General features: G+C 58.6%; 16 protein-coding genes and 1 pseudogene. 8 read left to right on the top strand and 9 right to left on the bottom strand.

The genetic code is table 11. The features are described 5' to 3' along the window. Positions 1 to 18: 18 nt before the first annotated feature. The 3 genes from G9Q84_RS28440 to G9Q84_RS28430 form a co-directional block, all read right to left on the bottom strand. Positions 19 to 891: a phytanoyl-CoA dioxygenase family protein gene (locus G9Q84_RS28440; protein WP_032885895.1), complete on the bottom strand. Its 873-nt coding sequence runs from the start codon at positions 889 to 891 to the stop codon at positions 19 to 21. A 27-nt stretch (positions 892 to 918) separates the two neighbouring features. Further along, entirely contained in the window at positions 919 to 2,436 is a 1,518-nt protein-coding gene (locus G9Q84_RS28435) for an amino acid ABC transporter permease/ATP-binding protein (protein ID WP_099603097.1), read from the bottom strand. A gap of 263 nt (positions 2,437 to 2,699) precedes the next feature. Continuing rightward, positions 2,700 to 3,674: a LysR family transcriptional regulator gene (locus G9Q84_RS28430; protein ID WP_032885896.1), complete on the bottom strand. Its 975-nt coding sequence runs from the start codon at positions 3,672 to 3,674 to the stop codon at positions 2,700 to 2,702. 183 nt (positions 3,675 to 3,857) lie between these two features. On the opposite strand from G9Q84_RS28430, the gene G9Q84_RS28425 reads away from it, so the two are divergent. From G9Q84_RS28425 to G9Q84_RS28405, 5 genes are all read left to right on the top strand, one after another. After that, positions 3,858 to 4,286 carry a RidA family protein gene (locus tag G9Q84_RS28425; RefSeq protein WP_032885897.1) on the top strand — a complete coding sequence of 143 codons (429 nt, stop codon included), beginning with the start codon at positions 3,858 to 3,860 and terminating at the stop codon, positions 4,284 to 4,286. Further along, on the top strand, positions 4,283 to 5,263 hold the full coding sequence (locus G9Q84_RS28420; RefSeq protein WP_181644493.1) for an NAD(P)H-quinone oxidoreductase: 981 nt from the start codon (positions 4,283 to 4,285) through the stop codon (positions 5,261 to 5,263). The genes G9Q84_RS28425 and G9Q84_RS28420 overlap by 4 nt, the downstream gene beginning before the upstream one ends. 13 nt (positions 5,264 to 5,276) lie before the next feature. Next, positions 5,277 to 5,717: a type II 3-dehydroquinate dehydratase gene (locus tag G9Q84_RS28415; RefSeq protein ID WP_032885898.1), complete on the top strand. Its 441-nt coding sequence runs from the start codon at positions 5,277 to 5,279 to the stop codon at positions 5,715 to 5,717. Positions 5,718 to 5,796: 79 nt separating this feature from the next. Continuing rightward, on the top strand, positions 5,797 to 7,050 hold the full coding sequence (locus G9Q84_RS28410; RefSeq protein WP_032885900.1) for a flavin-containing monooxygenase: 1,254 nt from the start codon (positions 5,797 to 5,799) through the stop codon (positions 7,048 to 7,050). Between the two features lie 128 nt (positions 7,051 to 7,178). Next, positions 7,179 to 7,685: a hypothetical protein gene (locus G9Q84_RS28405; RefSeq protein WP_181644492.1), complete on the top strand. Its 507-nt coding sequence runs from the start codon at positions 7,179 to 7,181 to the stop codon at positions 7,683 to 7,685. 185 nt (positions 7,686 to 7,870) lie between these two features. Here the strand turns inward: G9Q84_RS28405 and msrA are convergent, their stop codons facing one another. Continuing rightward, entirely contained in the window at positions 7,871 to 8,395 is a 525-nt protein-coding gene (gene msrA / locus G9Q84_RS28400; RefSeq protein WP_099603095.1) for a peptide-methionine (S)-S-oxide reductase MsrA, read from the bottom strand. Between the two features lie 154 nt (positions 8,396 to 8,549). Here msrA and G9Q84_RS28395 point away from each other — a divergent pair, with 154 nt between their 5' ends. After that, a complete protein-coding gene (locus G9Q84_RS28395) occupies positions 8,550 to 9,095 on the top strand; it encodes a hypothetical protein (protein ID WP_099603094.1) in 546 nt (181 codons plus the stop codon). Positions 9,096 to 9,109: 14 nt separating this feature from the next. Further along, positions 9,110 to 9,408 (top strand): annotated as a pseudogene (locus tag G9Q84_RS29470) (DUF6124 family protein). Positions 9,409 to 9,538: 130 nt separating this feature from the next. Here the strand turns inward: G9Q84_RS29470 and G9Q84_RS28390 are convergent. Next, a complete protein-coding gene (locus tag G9Q84_RS28390) occupies positions 9,539 to 10,099 on the bottom strand; it encodes a hypothetical protein (RefSeq protein ID WP_099603093.1) in 561 nt (186 codons plus the stop codon). Between the two features lie 371 nt (positions 10,100 to 10,470). On the opposite strand from G9Q84_RS28390, the gene G9Q84_RS28385 reads away from it, so the two are divergent. Further along, positions 10,471 to 11,517, top strand: coding sequence for a hypothetical protein (locus G9Q84_RS28385; RefSeq protein ID WP_181644491.1), 1,047 nt, complete (start codon positions 10,471 to 10,473; stop codon positions 11,515 to 11,517). A gap of 92 nt (positions 11,518 to 11,609) precedes the next feature. Here G9Q84_RS28385 and G9Q84_RS28380 read toward each other — a convergent pair whose 3' ends face one another. From G9Q84_RS28380 to G9Q84_RS28365, 4 genes are all read right to left on the bottom strand, one after another. After that, positions 11,610 to 12,149 carry an AAA family ATPase gene (locus G9Q84_RS28380; RefSeq protein ID WP_181640388.1) on the bottom strand — a complete coding sequence of 180 codons (540 nt, stop codon included), beginning with the start codon at positions 12,147 to 12,149 and terminating at the stop codon, positions 11,610 to 11,612. Positions 12,150 to 12,264: 115 nt separating this feature from the next. Beyond that, positions 12,265 to 12,666, bottom strand: coding sequence for a GFA family protein (locus G9Q84_RS28375; RefSeq protein ID WP_181644490.1), 402 nt, complete (start codon positions 12,664 to 12,666; stop codon positions 12,265 to 12,267). A gap of 175 nt (positions 12,667 to 12,841) precedes the next feature. After that, complete coding sequence (locus tag G9Q84_RS28370) at positions 12,842 to 13,702, bottom strand: SMP-30/gluconolactonase/LRE family protein (RefSeq protein ID WP_181644489.1); 861 nt, start codon at positions 13,700 to 13,702, stop codon at positions 12,842 to 12,844. 39 nt (positions 13,703 to 13,741) lie between these two features. After that, positions 13,742 to 14,215 carry a DMT family transporter gene (locus G9Q84_RS28365; protein ID WP_122822439.1) on the bottom strand — a complete coding sequence of 158 codons (474 nt, stop codon included), beginning with the start codon at positions 14,213 to 14,215 and terminating at the stop codon, positions 13,742 to 13,744. Positions 14,216 to 14,315 lie beyond the last annotated feature (100 nt).

The following is a 14,315-nucleotide window of genomic DNA, read 5'->3' as shown; positions in this document are numbered from 1 at the left end:
CCGCAAGGTTTTAGGAGGTTAGGCAGTGGCAGAATCTTGTCCGGCCTGTTGCACGAAGAACGACGCACCACGGGGTTTCTGTGGCAGGCGCATATGGTTGTTGGTGGAACGCACCAAGCCACTTTCTTCACCGGCCACCAGCAGGCCGGCGTGTGTACTGGGCAACGGGTTTTCGCCGAATGGCAGCGCGTCTTCAGCGGCATAGACGCTGATGAACAGGGTGCGCGGCAGTTCGGTCTCATTAGGGCTGGAAGCATGCAAAAGACGCGTGTGCATAAAGCACACGGAACCGGCCGGGCCGTAGCAGGCGACCGGATGCTGGCAGTGTTGCGCGACCACGGCATCGTCCACCGAACCGGTGAAACGCTGATCCTGCCAGTGCGACCACAGCGGGCCTTTGTGGCTACCGGGGATCACATTCAGCGGGCCGTTCTGCGGGGTCACTTCACTGACCATCAGCAACGCGGTGACGATGTCGTCGTTGCTGTGGGGCGTGAACAGGAAGTCCTGGTGCCACTTCACCTGTGTGGCGGTGTGGGGCAGTTTCGAGTTGATCTTGCTATGGTGAAAACGCGCGCCGCTGGCGCCGACCAATTGCGCGGAAATCGCCGCCATGCGCGAGTGCAACGCCACGCGCTGATACGCCGGGGAAATCTCGGTGGGCGAACTCACCCGGCGCAACGACGGGTGATCGGCGCGGTGGTCACCCTCCAGGTCAAAGCGCGCGCGGCCATCCACGGTGGCGCCCCAGCCTTGGTCATGGCTGCGGCTCTCTTCTACCCACTGGTCGAAGTCATGCTGCAGCGCGGCCACTTCGTCCAGCGACAACACGCCTTCTACCACCAGGAAGCCGTCGCGCTGGAATTGTTCGATGTGTGCTTGCTCAATCATGTTGTTTTTTCCTGAACGTTAAAGAGATCACGCCAGCGAGACGTCCTTTAGGAACGCCTCCACGCGTGGGTTCTGGCCGCGGCGCAACACCTCGGGCGTGTCATCGCAGACCACACGCCCCTTCTCCATAAACACGATCCGATCAGAGACCTTGAACGCGAAATTCATCTCGTGCGTGACGATCACCATGGTGATGCCCTCCCCGGCCAGGGCTTCGATCACCTGCAGCACTTCATTGACTTTCTCCGGGTCAAGGGCCGAGGTGGGCTCGTCGAACAGCATGATTTGCGGGCGCATCATCAAGGCGCGGGCGATGGCCACGCGTTGCTGCTGGCCGCCGGACAACTGGTGCGGGTACTTCCAGGCATGGTCGAGCATGCCGACCTTGTGCAGCAGCGCGTATGCCTGTTGCTTGAGCGCGTCGGTGCGACCCAGGCGGTGGTACTTCGGCGCCATCAGCAGGTTGTCGAGCACGCTCAAATGCGGGAACAGGTTGAAGCTCTGGAACACCATGCCGATGTTCAGGCGATGCTCGGCGTGCTCGATGTACTGGGGCTTTTGCGCGCCCACCTTGTTCAGGTGAATGAACGGCAGGCCATTGATATGAACCTCACCATTGTCCAGTTGCTCGAGGCCGTTGAGCAGGCGGATCAGCGTGGTCTTGCCGGAGCCCGACGGGCCGATTACCGACACAACTTCACCCGGCTGAATCAGCAGGTTGACCGAACCCAGCACCTCGATGTCGTTGTAGGCCTTGTGCAACCGCGAGGCTTGCAGCGCCGCAGCGCCGTTACTTTCCGGGCGTTGCAGGGCGGTGCGCTGTTGGGTAGCCAAGGCCAGCACGTGTGCATCCGGCACGCGGGAGACATTGCGCTGGTTGACGTCGAGAAAGCGCTCCAGGCGTTTGAGCAAAAAGTCGAACACCGTGACGATAAACACATAGAAGAACGCCACCGCCGCCATGGTTTCGATCACCAGGAAGTTCTGCGAGTACAGGCGCTGGCCGACCATCAGGATCTCGGTCAGAGAGATCACCGACACCAACGAGGTGAGCTTGACGATGGAAATGTATTCGTTGGCCAGCGACGGCAACGCCACACGCAGCGCCTGGGGGATCACCACGCGCCATTGGGTACCGAAAAACCTCAGCCCCAACGCCCGCGCCGCTTCGCCTTGGCCCTTGGGAATCGAGAGCAAGCCACCGCGATGGATCTCGGCCACATACGCCGTTTCGCAGATCACCAGCGCCAACAAGCCGGACCAGAACGGGTCGGCCAGCACCGCCGAGGTGCCCGGCAATGCCTGGGGCAAGTTGTAGATAAAGATCAGCAGCACCAACAGCGGCAGGCTGCGGAACAACCAGATATACCCCCGCGCCGGCACGCTCAGCAGGCCATGCTTGGACTGCTTGGCCAGCGCCAGCAGAAAGCCCAGGCCGATGCTCAACACCCAGGTCAGGGTACTGAGCTTGATCACCGTCCACGTCGCACGCCAGAACTCGGCATCAGCCAGCAAACCAAACATGTAATTCCAGTCGAATGTCATCGTCGCTGCGCCTTGCAAAAAATGAAGTGGGTCTGCCTCGATGGGATGAGAGTCGTGGCGGCGGGGTCTTGGGGTCAATTCGTAAAAGCCGGGGCACTGGGTAGGCAGAACCTATGCAGTCCTGAGCGAAGCAAAAATCCACTGTGGGAGAGGGCAAGCCCGCTCCCACATTTGCCCTGCTGTGTTCTGGAGAGAGCATGCACTGGCCGAAATGGTGCGCGTCTGAATTCGCCTCCCCGCCCACGCCATCTATTGGTGCAATCTCAGCTCACATCACTCAACACCCGCACCGCATGCGGGTCAAAAAAGCTCGGCGGCGCCATGCCGGGGATGTACTGGTCGGAGACAAACATGCGGCAGCGTTCGGCAAACGCCGACACCACACGGGACAACTGGGTGTTGCTCGCCGTGGCGTAACCCAGCTTCATCGGCCGATGTGTACCGGCCAGGCGCAGGCGGATCACGCGTTTGCCGTCCTGGGACATATTCGATTTGGGCCGCGCGTTCGCAAACGAATAGCCAATGCCATTGCCGACCATGGCGCGCACCGTTTCGAGGTTGGTGGAACGCATGATGATGTTCGGCGTGGTGCCCGCCTGGATGAACAGGCTGAGGAAATAGTCGCGGCTCCAGGGCGTATCCAGCAGCACCACCGGGTAGGCCTCGAGGTCTTGCATGCTGACCGCGGGCAAGCTCGCCAGCGGGTGATACTCGCCCACCATCACATACGGCGGCAGGTGCGCGAGGGGTTGGAAGTCGATATCCGGACTGGTCACCAGGTCGTAGGTCAGGGCGATATCCAGTTCGCCACTGCGCAGTTTTTCCAGCAGTTCCTCATGATTGCCTTCGGCCTGGGTCAAGCGCACACCGGGGAACGCACGGCCGAAACCGAATACCAATTCCGGCGTGATCATCGGCGCCAGCGACTCCAGGCATCCGACCCGCAATGGCCCGCGCACGGTGTTCAGTGACTCCGAAGCGATGGTGTAGAGGTTGCTCATCTGCTCCAGGATCTGCTTGGCCTCCAGCATCACCAGACGCCCCACCGCCGTGAGGGAAATGCCCTGGGCGTGGTGGCGGATAAACAACTGGATGCCCAACTCAGCTTCCATATGGGTGATCGCCGCCGAGATCGACGGCGACGACACATGAATGCGTTCGGCCGCAGCACTGATGCTGCCCGCCTCTCCCGACGCGACGAAATACTCCAGTTGACGCTGAGTAATACGACTGAGCATGACGCCTGCCCCTCAACAATGACTGTACGGCGAGCGTTGCAGGGTTCGTGCCGGGTCATGGGCGAGCCGATGAGTTACAGGGGCTTCGGTTTTTCCTAAGCACTACCCCGCGCAAATGCTGGTTTCGCCCGAGAGGGGGCGATGTGAAGCTGGTTTCATCCCGCTTACGACGAGCCCTTCGATATGCCTACCCACACCCGCATCCGCATGTTCAACACCAAACAGACTTATCCCAACCAGGCGCTGGACAACGACCTGTGCCAGGCCGTGCGCGCCGGCAACACCATCTATGTGCGCGGCCAGATCGGTACCGATTTCGACGGCAACCTGATCGGCCTCGGCGACCCGCGCGCCCAGGCCGAACAGGCGATGAAGAACGTCAAGCAACTGCTCGAAGAGGCGGGCTCGGACCTGTCGCACATCGTCAAGACCACCACTTATTTGATCGACCCGCGCTACCGCGAGCCGGTGTACCAGGAGGTCGGTAAATGGCTCAAAGGTGTGTTCCCGATTTCCACCGGCCTGGTGATTTCCGGCCTGGGCCAGCCGGAGTGGCTGATGGAGATCGATGTGATCGCCGTGGTGCCGGACGACTGGACCGTATCCGTATGAAAGCGGTGATTGCCCGTGAGCCCGGTGGCCCTGAAGTGCTGCAGGTGGTGGAACGCCCTATGCCGGCTTTGCAACCCGGTGAGGTGCTGATTCGCGTCGTGGCGGCCGGGGTCAATCGCCCCGACCTGATGCAACGCAGCGGCTCAGCAATCCCACCCGGCGTTACCGATGTGCTGGGCCTGGAAGCGGCGGGCATTGTGGTCGCGGTGGGCAGCCGCGTGGATGAATGTGCGGTGGGCGATCGCGTGATGGCCTTGCTCAACGGCGGCGGCTACGCCGAGTACTGCGTGGCCCAGGCGGCGCACTGCCTGCCGGTGCCGGCGGGATTATCGCTGCACGCTGCCACTGCGGTTCCGGAAGCGGCGTTCACGGTGTGGCACACCCTGTTTGAGCTCGGGCGCCTGCGCAGCGGCGACAGCGTGCTGATCCACGGCGCCGCCAGTGGCGTCGGCAGCTTTGCCGTGCAGTGTGCGCAGGCTGCGGGGGCGCGGGTGATCGCCACCGCAGGCGGCCCGCAAAAGGTCGCGATGCTGCAAGCGCTGGGTGTATGGCGTGCGATTGATCGCCATTTGGAAGACTTCGTCGCGGTGGTGCACGACTGCACCCAAGGACGCGGCGTCGACGTGGTGCTGGATAACGTCGGCGGCCCCTATGTCGCGCGCAATCTGGCGGCCATGGCCATGGGCGGGCGGCATGTGAGCCTGTCATTCCTGCAAGGCGCGAACATCGAGTTGGACTTGCAGGTGCTGATGCGCAAAAACCTCAGCCTCACCTCCTCCACCCTGCGCCCCAAAAGCCACGCTGAAAAAGCCCGCCTGGCGGCGTGTATCCGCTCGCGCGTGTTGCCCTGGCTGGCGGCCGGTGTGGTGCGCCCACAGATCCACGCGCAGTTGCCCCTGTCTCAAGCGGCCGATGCCCATCGCCTGCTGGAAGCCAACGCCAACGTCGGCAAAGTCGTGCTGACCGTCGCCGAATAACCTGGAGCCCGTCATGCCCCACCGCGTTTACTTCCTCAATGGCCCTAATGCCAACCTCTACGGGCTGGACAAGCACGGCACCTACGGCAACGAAAGCTTCGCCAGCATCGAAGCCCGCTGCCAACGCCACGCCGGCGAGTTGGGCCTGACCCTGGACTTTCGCCAAAGCAACCACGAAGGCGTGCTGGTGGACTGGATTCAAGAGGCGCGCCTGAACAGCGACGCCCTGGTGATCAATGCCGCCGGCCTCAGCTACAGCTCAGTGCCGATCCTTGACGCGCTGCTGGCCTTCGGCGGCCCGATCATCGAAGCGCACATGAGCAATATCTGGAAGCGCGAGCGCTTTCGGCATCACTCCTACGTGTCCAGGGCCGCCACCGGTGTGATCGCCGGGCTGGGGGCGTTGGGATATGAATTGGCGCTGACGGCGGTGGCCGAGTTGCTCAAGCCTTAAATGCGAACTCGAAAACACAGCAGACCCAATGTGGACCCTCGGTGTTGCTAATAAACCTCTTACTTTCCAGGAAACGCCAATGACCGTCGAAACCATCAACACCCTAGTAGTCGGCGCAGGCCAGGCCGGCGTCGCCATGAGCGAACACCTGTCCCTGATGGGCGTGCCCCACATCGTGCTCGAACGCCACCGCATCGCCGAACGCTGGCGCTCCGAGCGCTGGGACTCCCTGGTCGCCAACGGCCCCGCCTGGCACGACCGCTTCCCCGGCCTGACCTTCGAAGGCCTCTCCCCCGAAGCCTTCCCGCCCAAAGAACGCATGGCCGACTACTTCGAAGCCTACGTCGACAAACTCCAGGCTCCGGTGCGCACTGGCGTAGAAGTGCAACAAGTAGAGCGCCACCTCGGCCGCCCCGGCTTCAAAGTCACGACCTCGGCGGGCGTGATCGAAGCCACCAACGTCGTCGCCGCCACCGGCCCGTTCCAACGCCCCTCAATCCCCAACATCGTCCCCACCACCGCACCGATTCACCAACTGCACTCGTCCACCTACAAAAACCCCGGCCAACTCCCCGAAGGCGCCGTACTCGTAGTGGGCGCCGGCGCCTCAGGCTCACAAATCGCCGAAGAACTGCAAAAGGCCGGCAAAACCGTGTACCTCTCCGTCGGCGAACACTATCGCCCACCCCGCGCCTACCGCAGCCGCGACTACTGCTGGTGGCTGGGCGCATTGGGTTTGTGGGACGAAGTCAAAATCCAGCCGAAGAAAAAGCACGTGGCGTTTGCAGTGAGTGGCTATGAAGGCGGCAAGACCGTCGACTTCCGCCGACTGGCGCACCAAGGCATTCACCTGGTAGGCGTTACCCAGAATTGGGAGGACGGCGTCATGACCTTCCAACCGGGCCTGGCCGAAAACGTGGCCGAAGGGGATCGTGCGTATTTTGATGTACTGCGTGATGCGGATGCGTATATCGAAGCCAACGGCCTGCCATTCCCGCTGGAACCGCAAGCCTGGGAACTGCTGCCCGACCCGGAGTGCCTGCTTGATCCGATCCTCAGCCTCAACCTGGCTGAAGCCGGTGTAACCACCATTCTCTGGGCAACCGGCTTCAAGTTCGATTTCAGCTGGTTGAAGGTGGATGCGTTTGATGAGAAAGGCGAGCCGTTCCACAAACGCGGAATCTCGGCGCAAAGCGGCGTTTACTTTTTGGGCCTGCCGAATCTGGTGAACCGTGCGTCGTCGTTTATCTATGGGGTGTGGCACGACGCGAAATACGTGGCGGACCATATCGTGCTGCAGAACGAGTACAAGGCCTACAAGAAGCCGGAGTAAAGGGGGAGCCGGTGAGGCGGCAAACGATAGAGATGGGGCCCAAGGAAAACGTCCTACACAGCCGCTTCACTTTGCGTAAAATGCGAGCCGTTCTCGATCAGGAAAACTCAACCCAGGATGGGTAACGCTTGAAACCGCTTGACACCCACGCGCCAAAACACGCCGACACGGCCATCACACGACTTAAGCTCAAAGACCAACTGGCCGTAGACCCTTACAAGGGATTGGCATTGCTGGAAAGCACCCTCCTCTGTTTGGTAACGACGGCCCTTATGCTGTTCGTTGCACAAAGCGTCGGCATAACCGACACATTCAAGAGCAACGTCCTCTATAGCGGCACACTGGGCGCATGTATAGGCGCGACGTACTGGATGTACCACGACGCGGCACTTTCCGAGTGGAGCATTGCCCGGCATATCAGCCCCACTGCACTGCAAAACGCGATGCTCGCCTTGAAGTATTCCGAAACGCAGGAAGGCGTTTACTACCCGAAAAAACGCATGTTCACCCCATTCCATCGGTGCGATTCAGAGCGGATCACGCTCACCACACTGGATGGGGGCACGCGCTTCGCAGGCCCCTATTTCAAGCTGAAAGCGCTGTCGGCCAGGCTGATGGAGCAGGAAGGGATTTGAATCAACCGGACTTGGCCATTCCTACCTAACGAGCGATGGCACTTGGCCAAAGCACTGAAATGGCGACTTTTCTGACGACAAGGACGTAGGCAATGATGACCACGCCGGCCATCCTGCATGCCCTGTGTGCGTTTTTTTCGCCATTTGAGGCTTGGACATATTCGTCCTTGGCTGGGCGCAGGCGCTCAGGGAGCTGACCCCGATGACGCCCGCTTGGGCAACTTCCAATTCGGCCGGATGAAATGGCAGGTATACCCGTTCGGTATCCGCTCCAGATAATCCTGATGCTCCGGCTCCGCCTCCCAAAACTCCCTGGCGGGTTCAATTTCCGTGACCACACGTCCCGGCCACAGCTTGGAGGCATCCACATCAGCCGCGGTATCTTCGGCAATATCCCTTTGCTGTTCGCTCAGGTAGTAAATCGCCGAACGATAGCTCGGCCCAAGATCATTGCCCTGCCGATTCGGCGTGCTGGGGTCATGGATCTGGAAAAAGAACTCAAGAATCTGCCGGTAGGAAATCACCGCCGGGTCAAACACGATTTCAATCGCCTCAGCATGGTTGCCATGGTTGCGATAGGTGGCATTCGGCACATCGCCACCGGTGTAGCCGACTCGCGTGTGCAGCACGCCGGGGTAGCGTCGCAACAGGTCTTGCATGCCCCAGAAGCAGCCGCCGGCGAGGATGGCGGTTTCGGTTGGGTTGGTCATGGTTTGTCCTTGCGGTTAATGGAGACAGAGGTAGTTATGGGGCAATCCTGGGCAATACCAAGTTCAATCGAGCAAAAACGGGGATGGCCGCTTCACTTTACGTAGAATGCGAGTTGTTCTCGATCAGGAAAACTCAACCCAGGAGGGGTAACGCTTGAAACCGCTTAACACCCACGCGCCAAAACACGCCGACACTGCCATCACCCGACTTAAGCTCAAAGACCAACTAGCCGCTGACCCTTACAAGGCATTGGCACTACTGGAAAGCATCCTCCTCTGTTTTGTAGCGACGGCCATTCTGCTGTTTGCTGCACACATCATGGGCATAACCGACACATTCAAGAGCAACGTCCTTTACGGCGGCACCCTGGGCGCATGCATAGGGCGGACTTACAACATGTACCGCGACGCCGCACTTGCCGAGTGGCGCGTTGCCAGTCGTATCAGCCCCGCTGCACTGCAAAAAGTGATGATCGCCTTAAAGTATTCCGAGACGTCGGAAGGCGTTTACTACCCAAAAAAACGCATGTTCACCCCATTCCATCGGTGCGTTTCAGAACGGATCACGCTCACAGTACTGGATGGCGACACACGCTTCACCGGCCCCCATCACAAGCTGAAAGCGCTGTCGGCCATGCAACTCGCTGACGAACCAGAAACGCCAGTATCCGACTCCACACCACCACGGGTGCAAGGCTGAGGAACGATCCCGACCTGAAACTGAATCAGGCGGCGCATCGTGCGATTGATCACTACCTCAACGCGGGGGCAGAACCGCTGGAGACGCCTCCCCCGCACACGACGACGCTATTCAGCGTTGCTGACGATGTTCGCAGTGAAGTGTTGATTGCTGATAGCTATGAGACTTTTTCTTCGGTTACTGCGTTGTTGCTTGGCCTGTCGGATGAGCTGAAGGGAAACAGCGGGATGTGGCGTTGGCGATTCACCAACTTAGTGAACTAGACGTGGTATTGGTCGATCAGTTGATGACACGCGAGACGGACCATCGCTAGACACGCCAATCACGCGAGGTCGTCGAGTAGTAGCACCTCACGCACTGGCTCGGTGACCGCGTTGCTCGGTATTGCCAATGAGGCCAGCAGGGAAATGCTCATCGGCAACAGTACCCAAGTCTTTCAGGCTTTATGTGTTTTCATCAGCGTCGATGAACTTCTTTCGATTTACCATCCAGGGTAACGCCGGCTGACTGCGTATTTTCTTGCACCGGTTTTTTGTAAATTCATAGGTCACAAGATCAACGAAGTGGCGGTTGCCTTTAACTACGTCGTAGGTGATCAGAAAATAAATCAAGGGGCTTTTAGCATCGATCCATGTGTTCAACGCCTGGTCTAAAGCCTTTTGAATGTCCTCTACACGGCTGTACCCAATGAACGTCTGAAATGCTGCCTGACCGGCCTTGCTATGCAGCTTTTGGATTTCATTGATGTCCGTGTGGGCACGCTTCCACTCCCATTCCACGAAAGTCAGAATATCCTTTTCGGAGTACTGAACCACCGCATCGGTACGCCCGCCCGATTCGAAAAGAGCCCGTGCACCCATCAGGCTGGCACATTGACGAATTACGAGGCCCATATGGATCGTCCAGTTGGCCCTATTCGCTAGGCCAGCTTTTTCAGTAACGGGAAAATCCTTGTACCAGAGGTAGTTGAACAGCGTAACGAAGTCTCGCTCAATCCGTTTCATTATGGCTTCCGTATGTCTAATGAATAGCTGTAATTAACTTTCCAGCCATGACCCCAAACGTCCTCTAGGTTTTCGTTAGAAATCCCTGAGCACATCGCATTACTCGCGCCTGTATCGGCACGACGGCGCTGTACTTTACCTTTCTGCACTGCTGCCCCGACGGGCCAACTGAGCGCTGTTGGTGAATAACCATCAGGCATGCGGGCCCTGTCAGCCGGATTACTGACTTAACAAATGAGAGCAAACGCAGGGCGTTTGGGCTTGAGCGCGGACCTTTTTGAATTCTTAGCCATCGGCTTACCACACTGGATTGCACGCCTGACGCCGAGTAGCCTATCGCACCTCTTTACCCCCAGCATTTGGAATGCCTAATGGCCCTGCACGACGCAATCGCCCTTGAAATCCACGCCGGCGCGCTACCGCTAAAATTCCGCGCTGCAGACCTTAAAACCCCTTGCCGTAAGGTCTACTTAAACCCGACCGATACCAACGAACGCTATCGCGTGGGCTTGGACTTCTTCGCCGCCAACACAATCAATACGCAGTTGGCAAACCTGTGTGAGCTCACCGGTTACTGGGCGCGCAGCGGCCAGGTGGCACGTTACCGGCGTGTGGCCGAGGGCTTGTATGAGTTGCTCGGCATGGACGAGACGCAGGAGCTGACCGCTGAAGTCGAGCCCGCTGCTGAGGCTGCCATGGGTTGCCATGACTTGAGCCCCTGGGAAGCGCGCTTTGCCTTCTACCTTAAACATGAACCCTTTCAAATTTACGATCGTCGCCGCCGGAAGGTTTACCCAGCCCAGGCAGCTCAGGGACTGGATGCAAGATTGAGCAGCTACTTCTGGCCCTCGCCGGGAGTAAGCTTCGTAGCAACAGAGCAAGTGCTACAGGGGTTTATTGCTCAGGCGCGAGTGCTAAGTCTTGACCTTGCCGGTAATGCCGATGCGGTGTTGGCATTATTCGCGTCTATCTGCCAGTGGGGCGGAGTGCGCCTGCCCACGCGGGATGCCGACGCGGTCGTCGCCAACCTGCAACGTGCTGCTAACCGCAATGCTCAGAACCCAGCTGCAATGAACAGCGCATGGACGAAGCTGTACGCCATGTTTTACCCAGACGACTTTGTGATCTATGACTCGCGTGTAGCCACCGCATTGGTGGGTATTGCCGAGGCCGTGTTCGTTGACGCCGAACTCGATTCCTTCAAAGCGCACTACCCCAACCTAGGCCTGATCGCTGGACGTGGCGGTAGTCGGCCACGAGCGAATCGTACCGTGTGGCGCAATGCATATATGTCATGGCCAGCGCAGCTCGATGCAAATCGTCTTGTAGCATCCATTGCGCGGTCGCTTAGCACGCGATCGGGCTTGGCCTACAACGTACGCCAATTGGAGGCAGTGCTATTTATGGAGGGATATTGAGCGCGCGATACACGCCAGGCGACGCGGATTTTGAAGGGCATTGTCCCCGCATGACGACCCGCAGTTTACGTAGCGAGGCAGCCAACCAACGATCAATCTCGCGGAGCCTGACCAGCCGAATTTTCAATACTCGCGATAAACATCCTGGCCTCTCGATTAGACCGCAGATAAACCACGCGGCAGGTTGATGGTGCAGTTGCCACGAGTTGCTGCATCTTTGCTCGCGCTGTTTTTTTCGTCCGCCACATGAATCTAAAAAACTCCGGCAGGTTCGCCAGCAGTTCGGGGCAGTTCTCGGGCAAGTCAGGCCGAGATTGACCCCGTTGGAGCAGCGTTCTGCGCAGTACGCGCAAGAATCGAAGCGTCGCCGAACGATCAATCCATATCAAAAGATCTGCACGGGCCATCCGGTTGTCCCAAGTGGCTGAATGACCTCCTTCGAATATCCAGCAATCACGAGCCTCGACCTCGAGACAAAGCTGCGTCTTCTCGTCCCGGCTTCGTTCTATCCAACCTGGCTGCCAGTGGATAGTGTCGATATGAATGACCGGCAAGCCCGTGCGCTGACCAAGCTCGCGCGCCAAAGTGCTTTTGCCAGACCCAGGTTGACCAACAATCATCACCCGTTGCATCGAAGCTCCTTCTCGCTATGCAAGCTGATTTTTTGGGGGTGGCGATTTTACGTCAATGCCTATATCGGTCAACAACAAGGGGTCAGAGCGACAGGCAGCTTTCGCCCAGAAGACCTCAATCAACTGGAGGGCATGGGGTGGTTGGAATGTACCAGTGAGCCGCGGAGTCGAGATGAACGTGTTTCTGCTTTCGAGGCAAGAAGGGCGTATCGAGCGTACCCAATGCTATTGAAACCCAACTGGCAAACTCGCCTTGAGACCGTGACCAGAACAAGGCCGAACCACACTGCACGCAGAACTCGCGTGATACCGTCGTTGAAGAAGCATAGGTTTTGATATGGATGGCGCCGCTAAGTATTTGCAGCGCGCTACGCGGAACGCTGCCGTAAGAAGCAAATGCCGCCCCATGACCTTTGCGACACTGGCTGCAATGACAGTGACTCACTGCTTGCGGTGTGGTGGATAGCTCATAACGGACAGCGGCACATAAACAGCTTCCTTGGTACACCTCTGTCATACGCTCTTCCGTGCATGCTAAAACGCCAGCGTAACCGTCCCGGTCTAATCAGTCGACTGACAGGTAGTGGCTAGTAACTGGCTATCATGAAGGGCAGCTATCGGCCAGAAGCGGTCATTCATGCGCGTCTACCAAGTTGGCATTCAGAACGGCGCGACAGGCTAGAACCCACTATTCAGTGCAGTCGTCCTGTAAATCGCTCTTCAGGGAATCCGGCAGCTAAAACGGCTTCGGCTTTTATCAGCGTGCCATCGAAATCTGCCGGCTTATCCAGCCCTGTCCGTGCGCTGGTGCAGTAATGCGTTTCATAACCAGGTCCCGCTAACACCGGGCAAGTGGTCTGAATACACGGGGAGTCGATCACGCTGTCAACTTTGCCGTCAGTCGCGTAACGCACGACTTTGCTACCGCCCCATTCCGCATTCCAGAGAAAACCCTGCGCATCAATACAAGAACCGTCTGGAGCACCCTGACCTTTGACTGTAGTGAATACACGCTGGTTTTCTAGCGACGGGTAATCGCAGCAGAAAATGCATCCTTGCAGGGAGTCCGCGTAATACATGGTGGAACCGTCCGGGCTAAAACAGATGCTGTTCGGGATCGCCACTTCGGGAAGGTCCAGCGTTTCAGTCTTGAGCGTCGCGGCATTGAACCGGTGAAATCGCCCTATAGTTTGCACCGGCTCACCGGCATCCATAGTGCTAAACACAAAGTTGCCCATACGGTCGCAGCGGCCATCATTGATCCGGGTTCCGGGTACTCCAGGCGTGATGGTAATTTTGGTGAAGCGACCAGTACTCAGGTTGTAATAACCCAGGCAGGAGGCCAATCCCATTAGCAATACGTCTGCATTTGTCGTAAGGGCGAACGACCCCAGCGGCTCCGGCACTCGCCAGCGCTGTACTTCACCGCTTACGGGGTCCAGAGCAAGCAGTTCGCAACCTGGGATATCGGTCCAGAACAGGCGTTCCGTTCTTTCACACCAGACAGGGCACTCGCCAAGAAGACTGGTGGTGTCGGTTAGGGTTTTAAACATGGTTGCGTCCTACGAAACAGGATGGGGTAAACAAGTCAGTCAGTTGGGGAAAAGCGCTGACCACCTGTCACTGAACAGGGCGATGGCCAGGCCTGTGAGCATCACCATTGACCCGGCCAACTTGACGAGAGACACCGGTCTTTCCGATGCCCCCATCAATCCGAAATGATCGATAACCAGTGACGAGACAATCTGCCCTGCGATAGCGAGGCCCAGCAGGGCTGACAGACCGATTTTTGGCGCAAGCACCACATAACTAAGCAAGGCACCGGCACCCAGCAGACCGCCCAGCAGGCTCCACCAGGGCTGGGCAGGTATAGCCGCCAGTGAGGCCACTATCCCGCCGCGCATCAATGAAAAGACGCCCAGGCATACCGCACCGGCAGTAAATGAGAACAGCGCCGCCGCTACGGAATCTCCACCCACACCTTTAGCGAGTTGACCATTCAGCGTGGTCTGCAGGGTAATGCCAAGCCCCGCGGCGATGGCCAGCAGGTAGTAAGCTGCGTTCATTTCGCGCCTCCTTACTTGGCTGACTCAAGCGGCATGAATGTCTCGGCAAAAATATCCGGCTGGTAGCCTGCGGCAGCAAACAGATGCTCACGGGATTCGT

Source organism: Pseudomonas sivasensis, assembly GCF_013778505.1.
GTDB classification, from domain to species: Bacteria; Pseudomonadota; Gammaproteobacteria; order Pseudomonadales; family Pseudomonadaceae; genus Aquipseudomonas; species Aquipseudomonas sivasensis.
Note: the sequence above shows the minus strand (reverse complement) of the source record. Positions and strands in the feature narration are given on the sequence as shown.

What these genes read in the sequence shown, in the direction of transcription:
- G9Q84_RS28440 (WP_032885895.1), bottom strand. Translation starts at nt 891, where the DNA reads ATGATTGAGCAAGCACACATCGAACAATTCCAGCGCGACGGCTTCCTG.
- G9Q84_RS28435 (WP_099603097.1), bottom strand. Translation starts at nt 2,436, where the DNA reads ATGACATTCGACTGGAATTACATGTTTGGTTTGCTGGCTGATGCCGAG.
- G9Q84_RS28430 (WP_032885896.1), bottom strand. Translation starts at nt 3,674, where the DNA reads ATGCTCAGTCGTATTACTCAGCGTCAACTGGAGTATTTCGTCGCGTCG.
- G9Q84_RS28425 (WP_032885897.1), top strand. Translation starts at nt 3,858, where the DNA reads ATGCCTACCCACACCCGCATCCGCATGTTCAACACCAAACAGACTTAT.
- G9Q84_RS28420 (WP_181644493.1), top strand. Translation starts at nt 4,283, where the DNA reads ATGAAAGCGGTGATTGCCCGTGAGCCCGGTGGCCCTGAAGTGCTGCAG.
- G9Q84_RS28415 (WP_032885898.1), top strand. Translation starts at nt 5,277, where the DNA reads ATGCCCCACCGCGTTTACTTCCTCAATGGCCCTAATGCCAACCTCTAC.
- G9Q84_RS28410 (WP_032885900.1), top strand. Translation starts at nt 5,797, where the DNA reads ATGACCGTCGAAACCATCAACACCCTAGTAGTCGGCGCAGGCCAGGCC.
- msrA (WP_099603095.1), bottom strand. Translation starts at nt 8,395, where the DNA reads ATGACCAACCCAACCGAAACCGCCATCCTCGCCGGCGGCTGCTTCTGG.
- G9Q84_RS28390 (WP_099603093.1), bottom strand. Translation starts at nt 10,099, where the DNA reads ATGAAACGGATTGAGCGAGACTTCGTTACGCTGTTCAACTACCTCTGG.
- G9Q84_RS28385 (WP_181644491.1), top strand. Translation starts at nt 10,471, where the DNA reads ATGGCCCTGCACGACGCAATCGCCCTTGAAATCCACGCCGGCGCGCTA.
- G9Q84_RS28380 (WP_181640388.1), bottom strand. Translation starts at nt 12,149, where the DNA reads ATGCAACGGGTGATGATTGTTGGTCAACCTGGGTCTGGCAAAAGCACT.
- G9Q84_RS28375 (WP_181644490.1), bottom strand. Translation starts at nt 12,666, where the DNA reads ATGACAGAGGTGTACCAAGGAAGCTGTTTATGTGCCGCTGTCCGTTAT.
- G9Q84_RS28370 (WP_181644489.1), bottom strand. Translation starts at nt 13,702, where the DNA reads ATGTTTAAAACCCTAACCGACACCACCAGTCTTCTTGGCGAGTGCCCT.
- G9Q84_RS28365 (WP_122822439.1), bottom strand. Translation starts at nt 14,215, where the DNA reads ATGAACGCAGCTTACTACCTGCTGGCCATCGCCGCGGGGCTTGGCATT.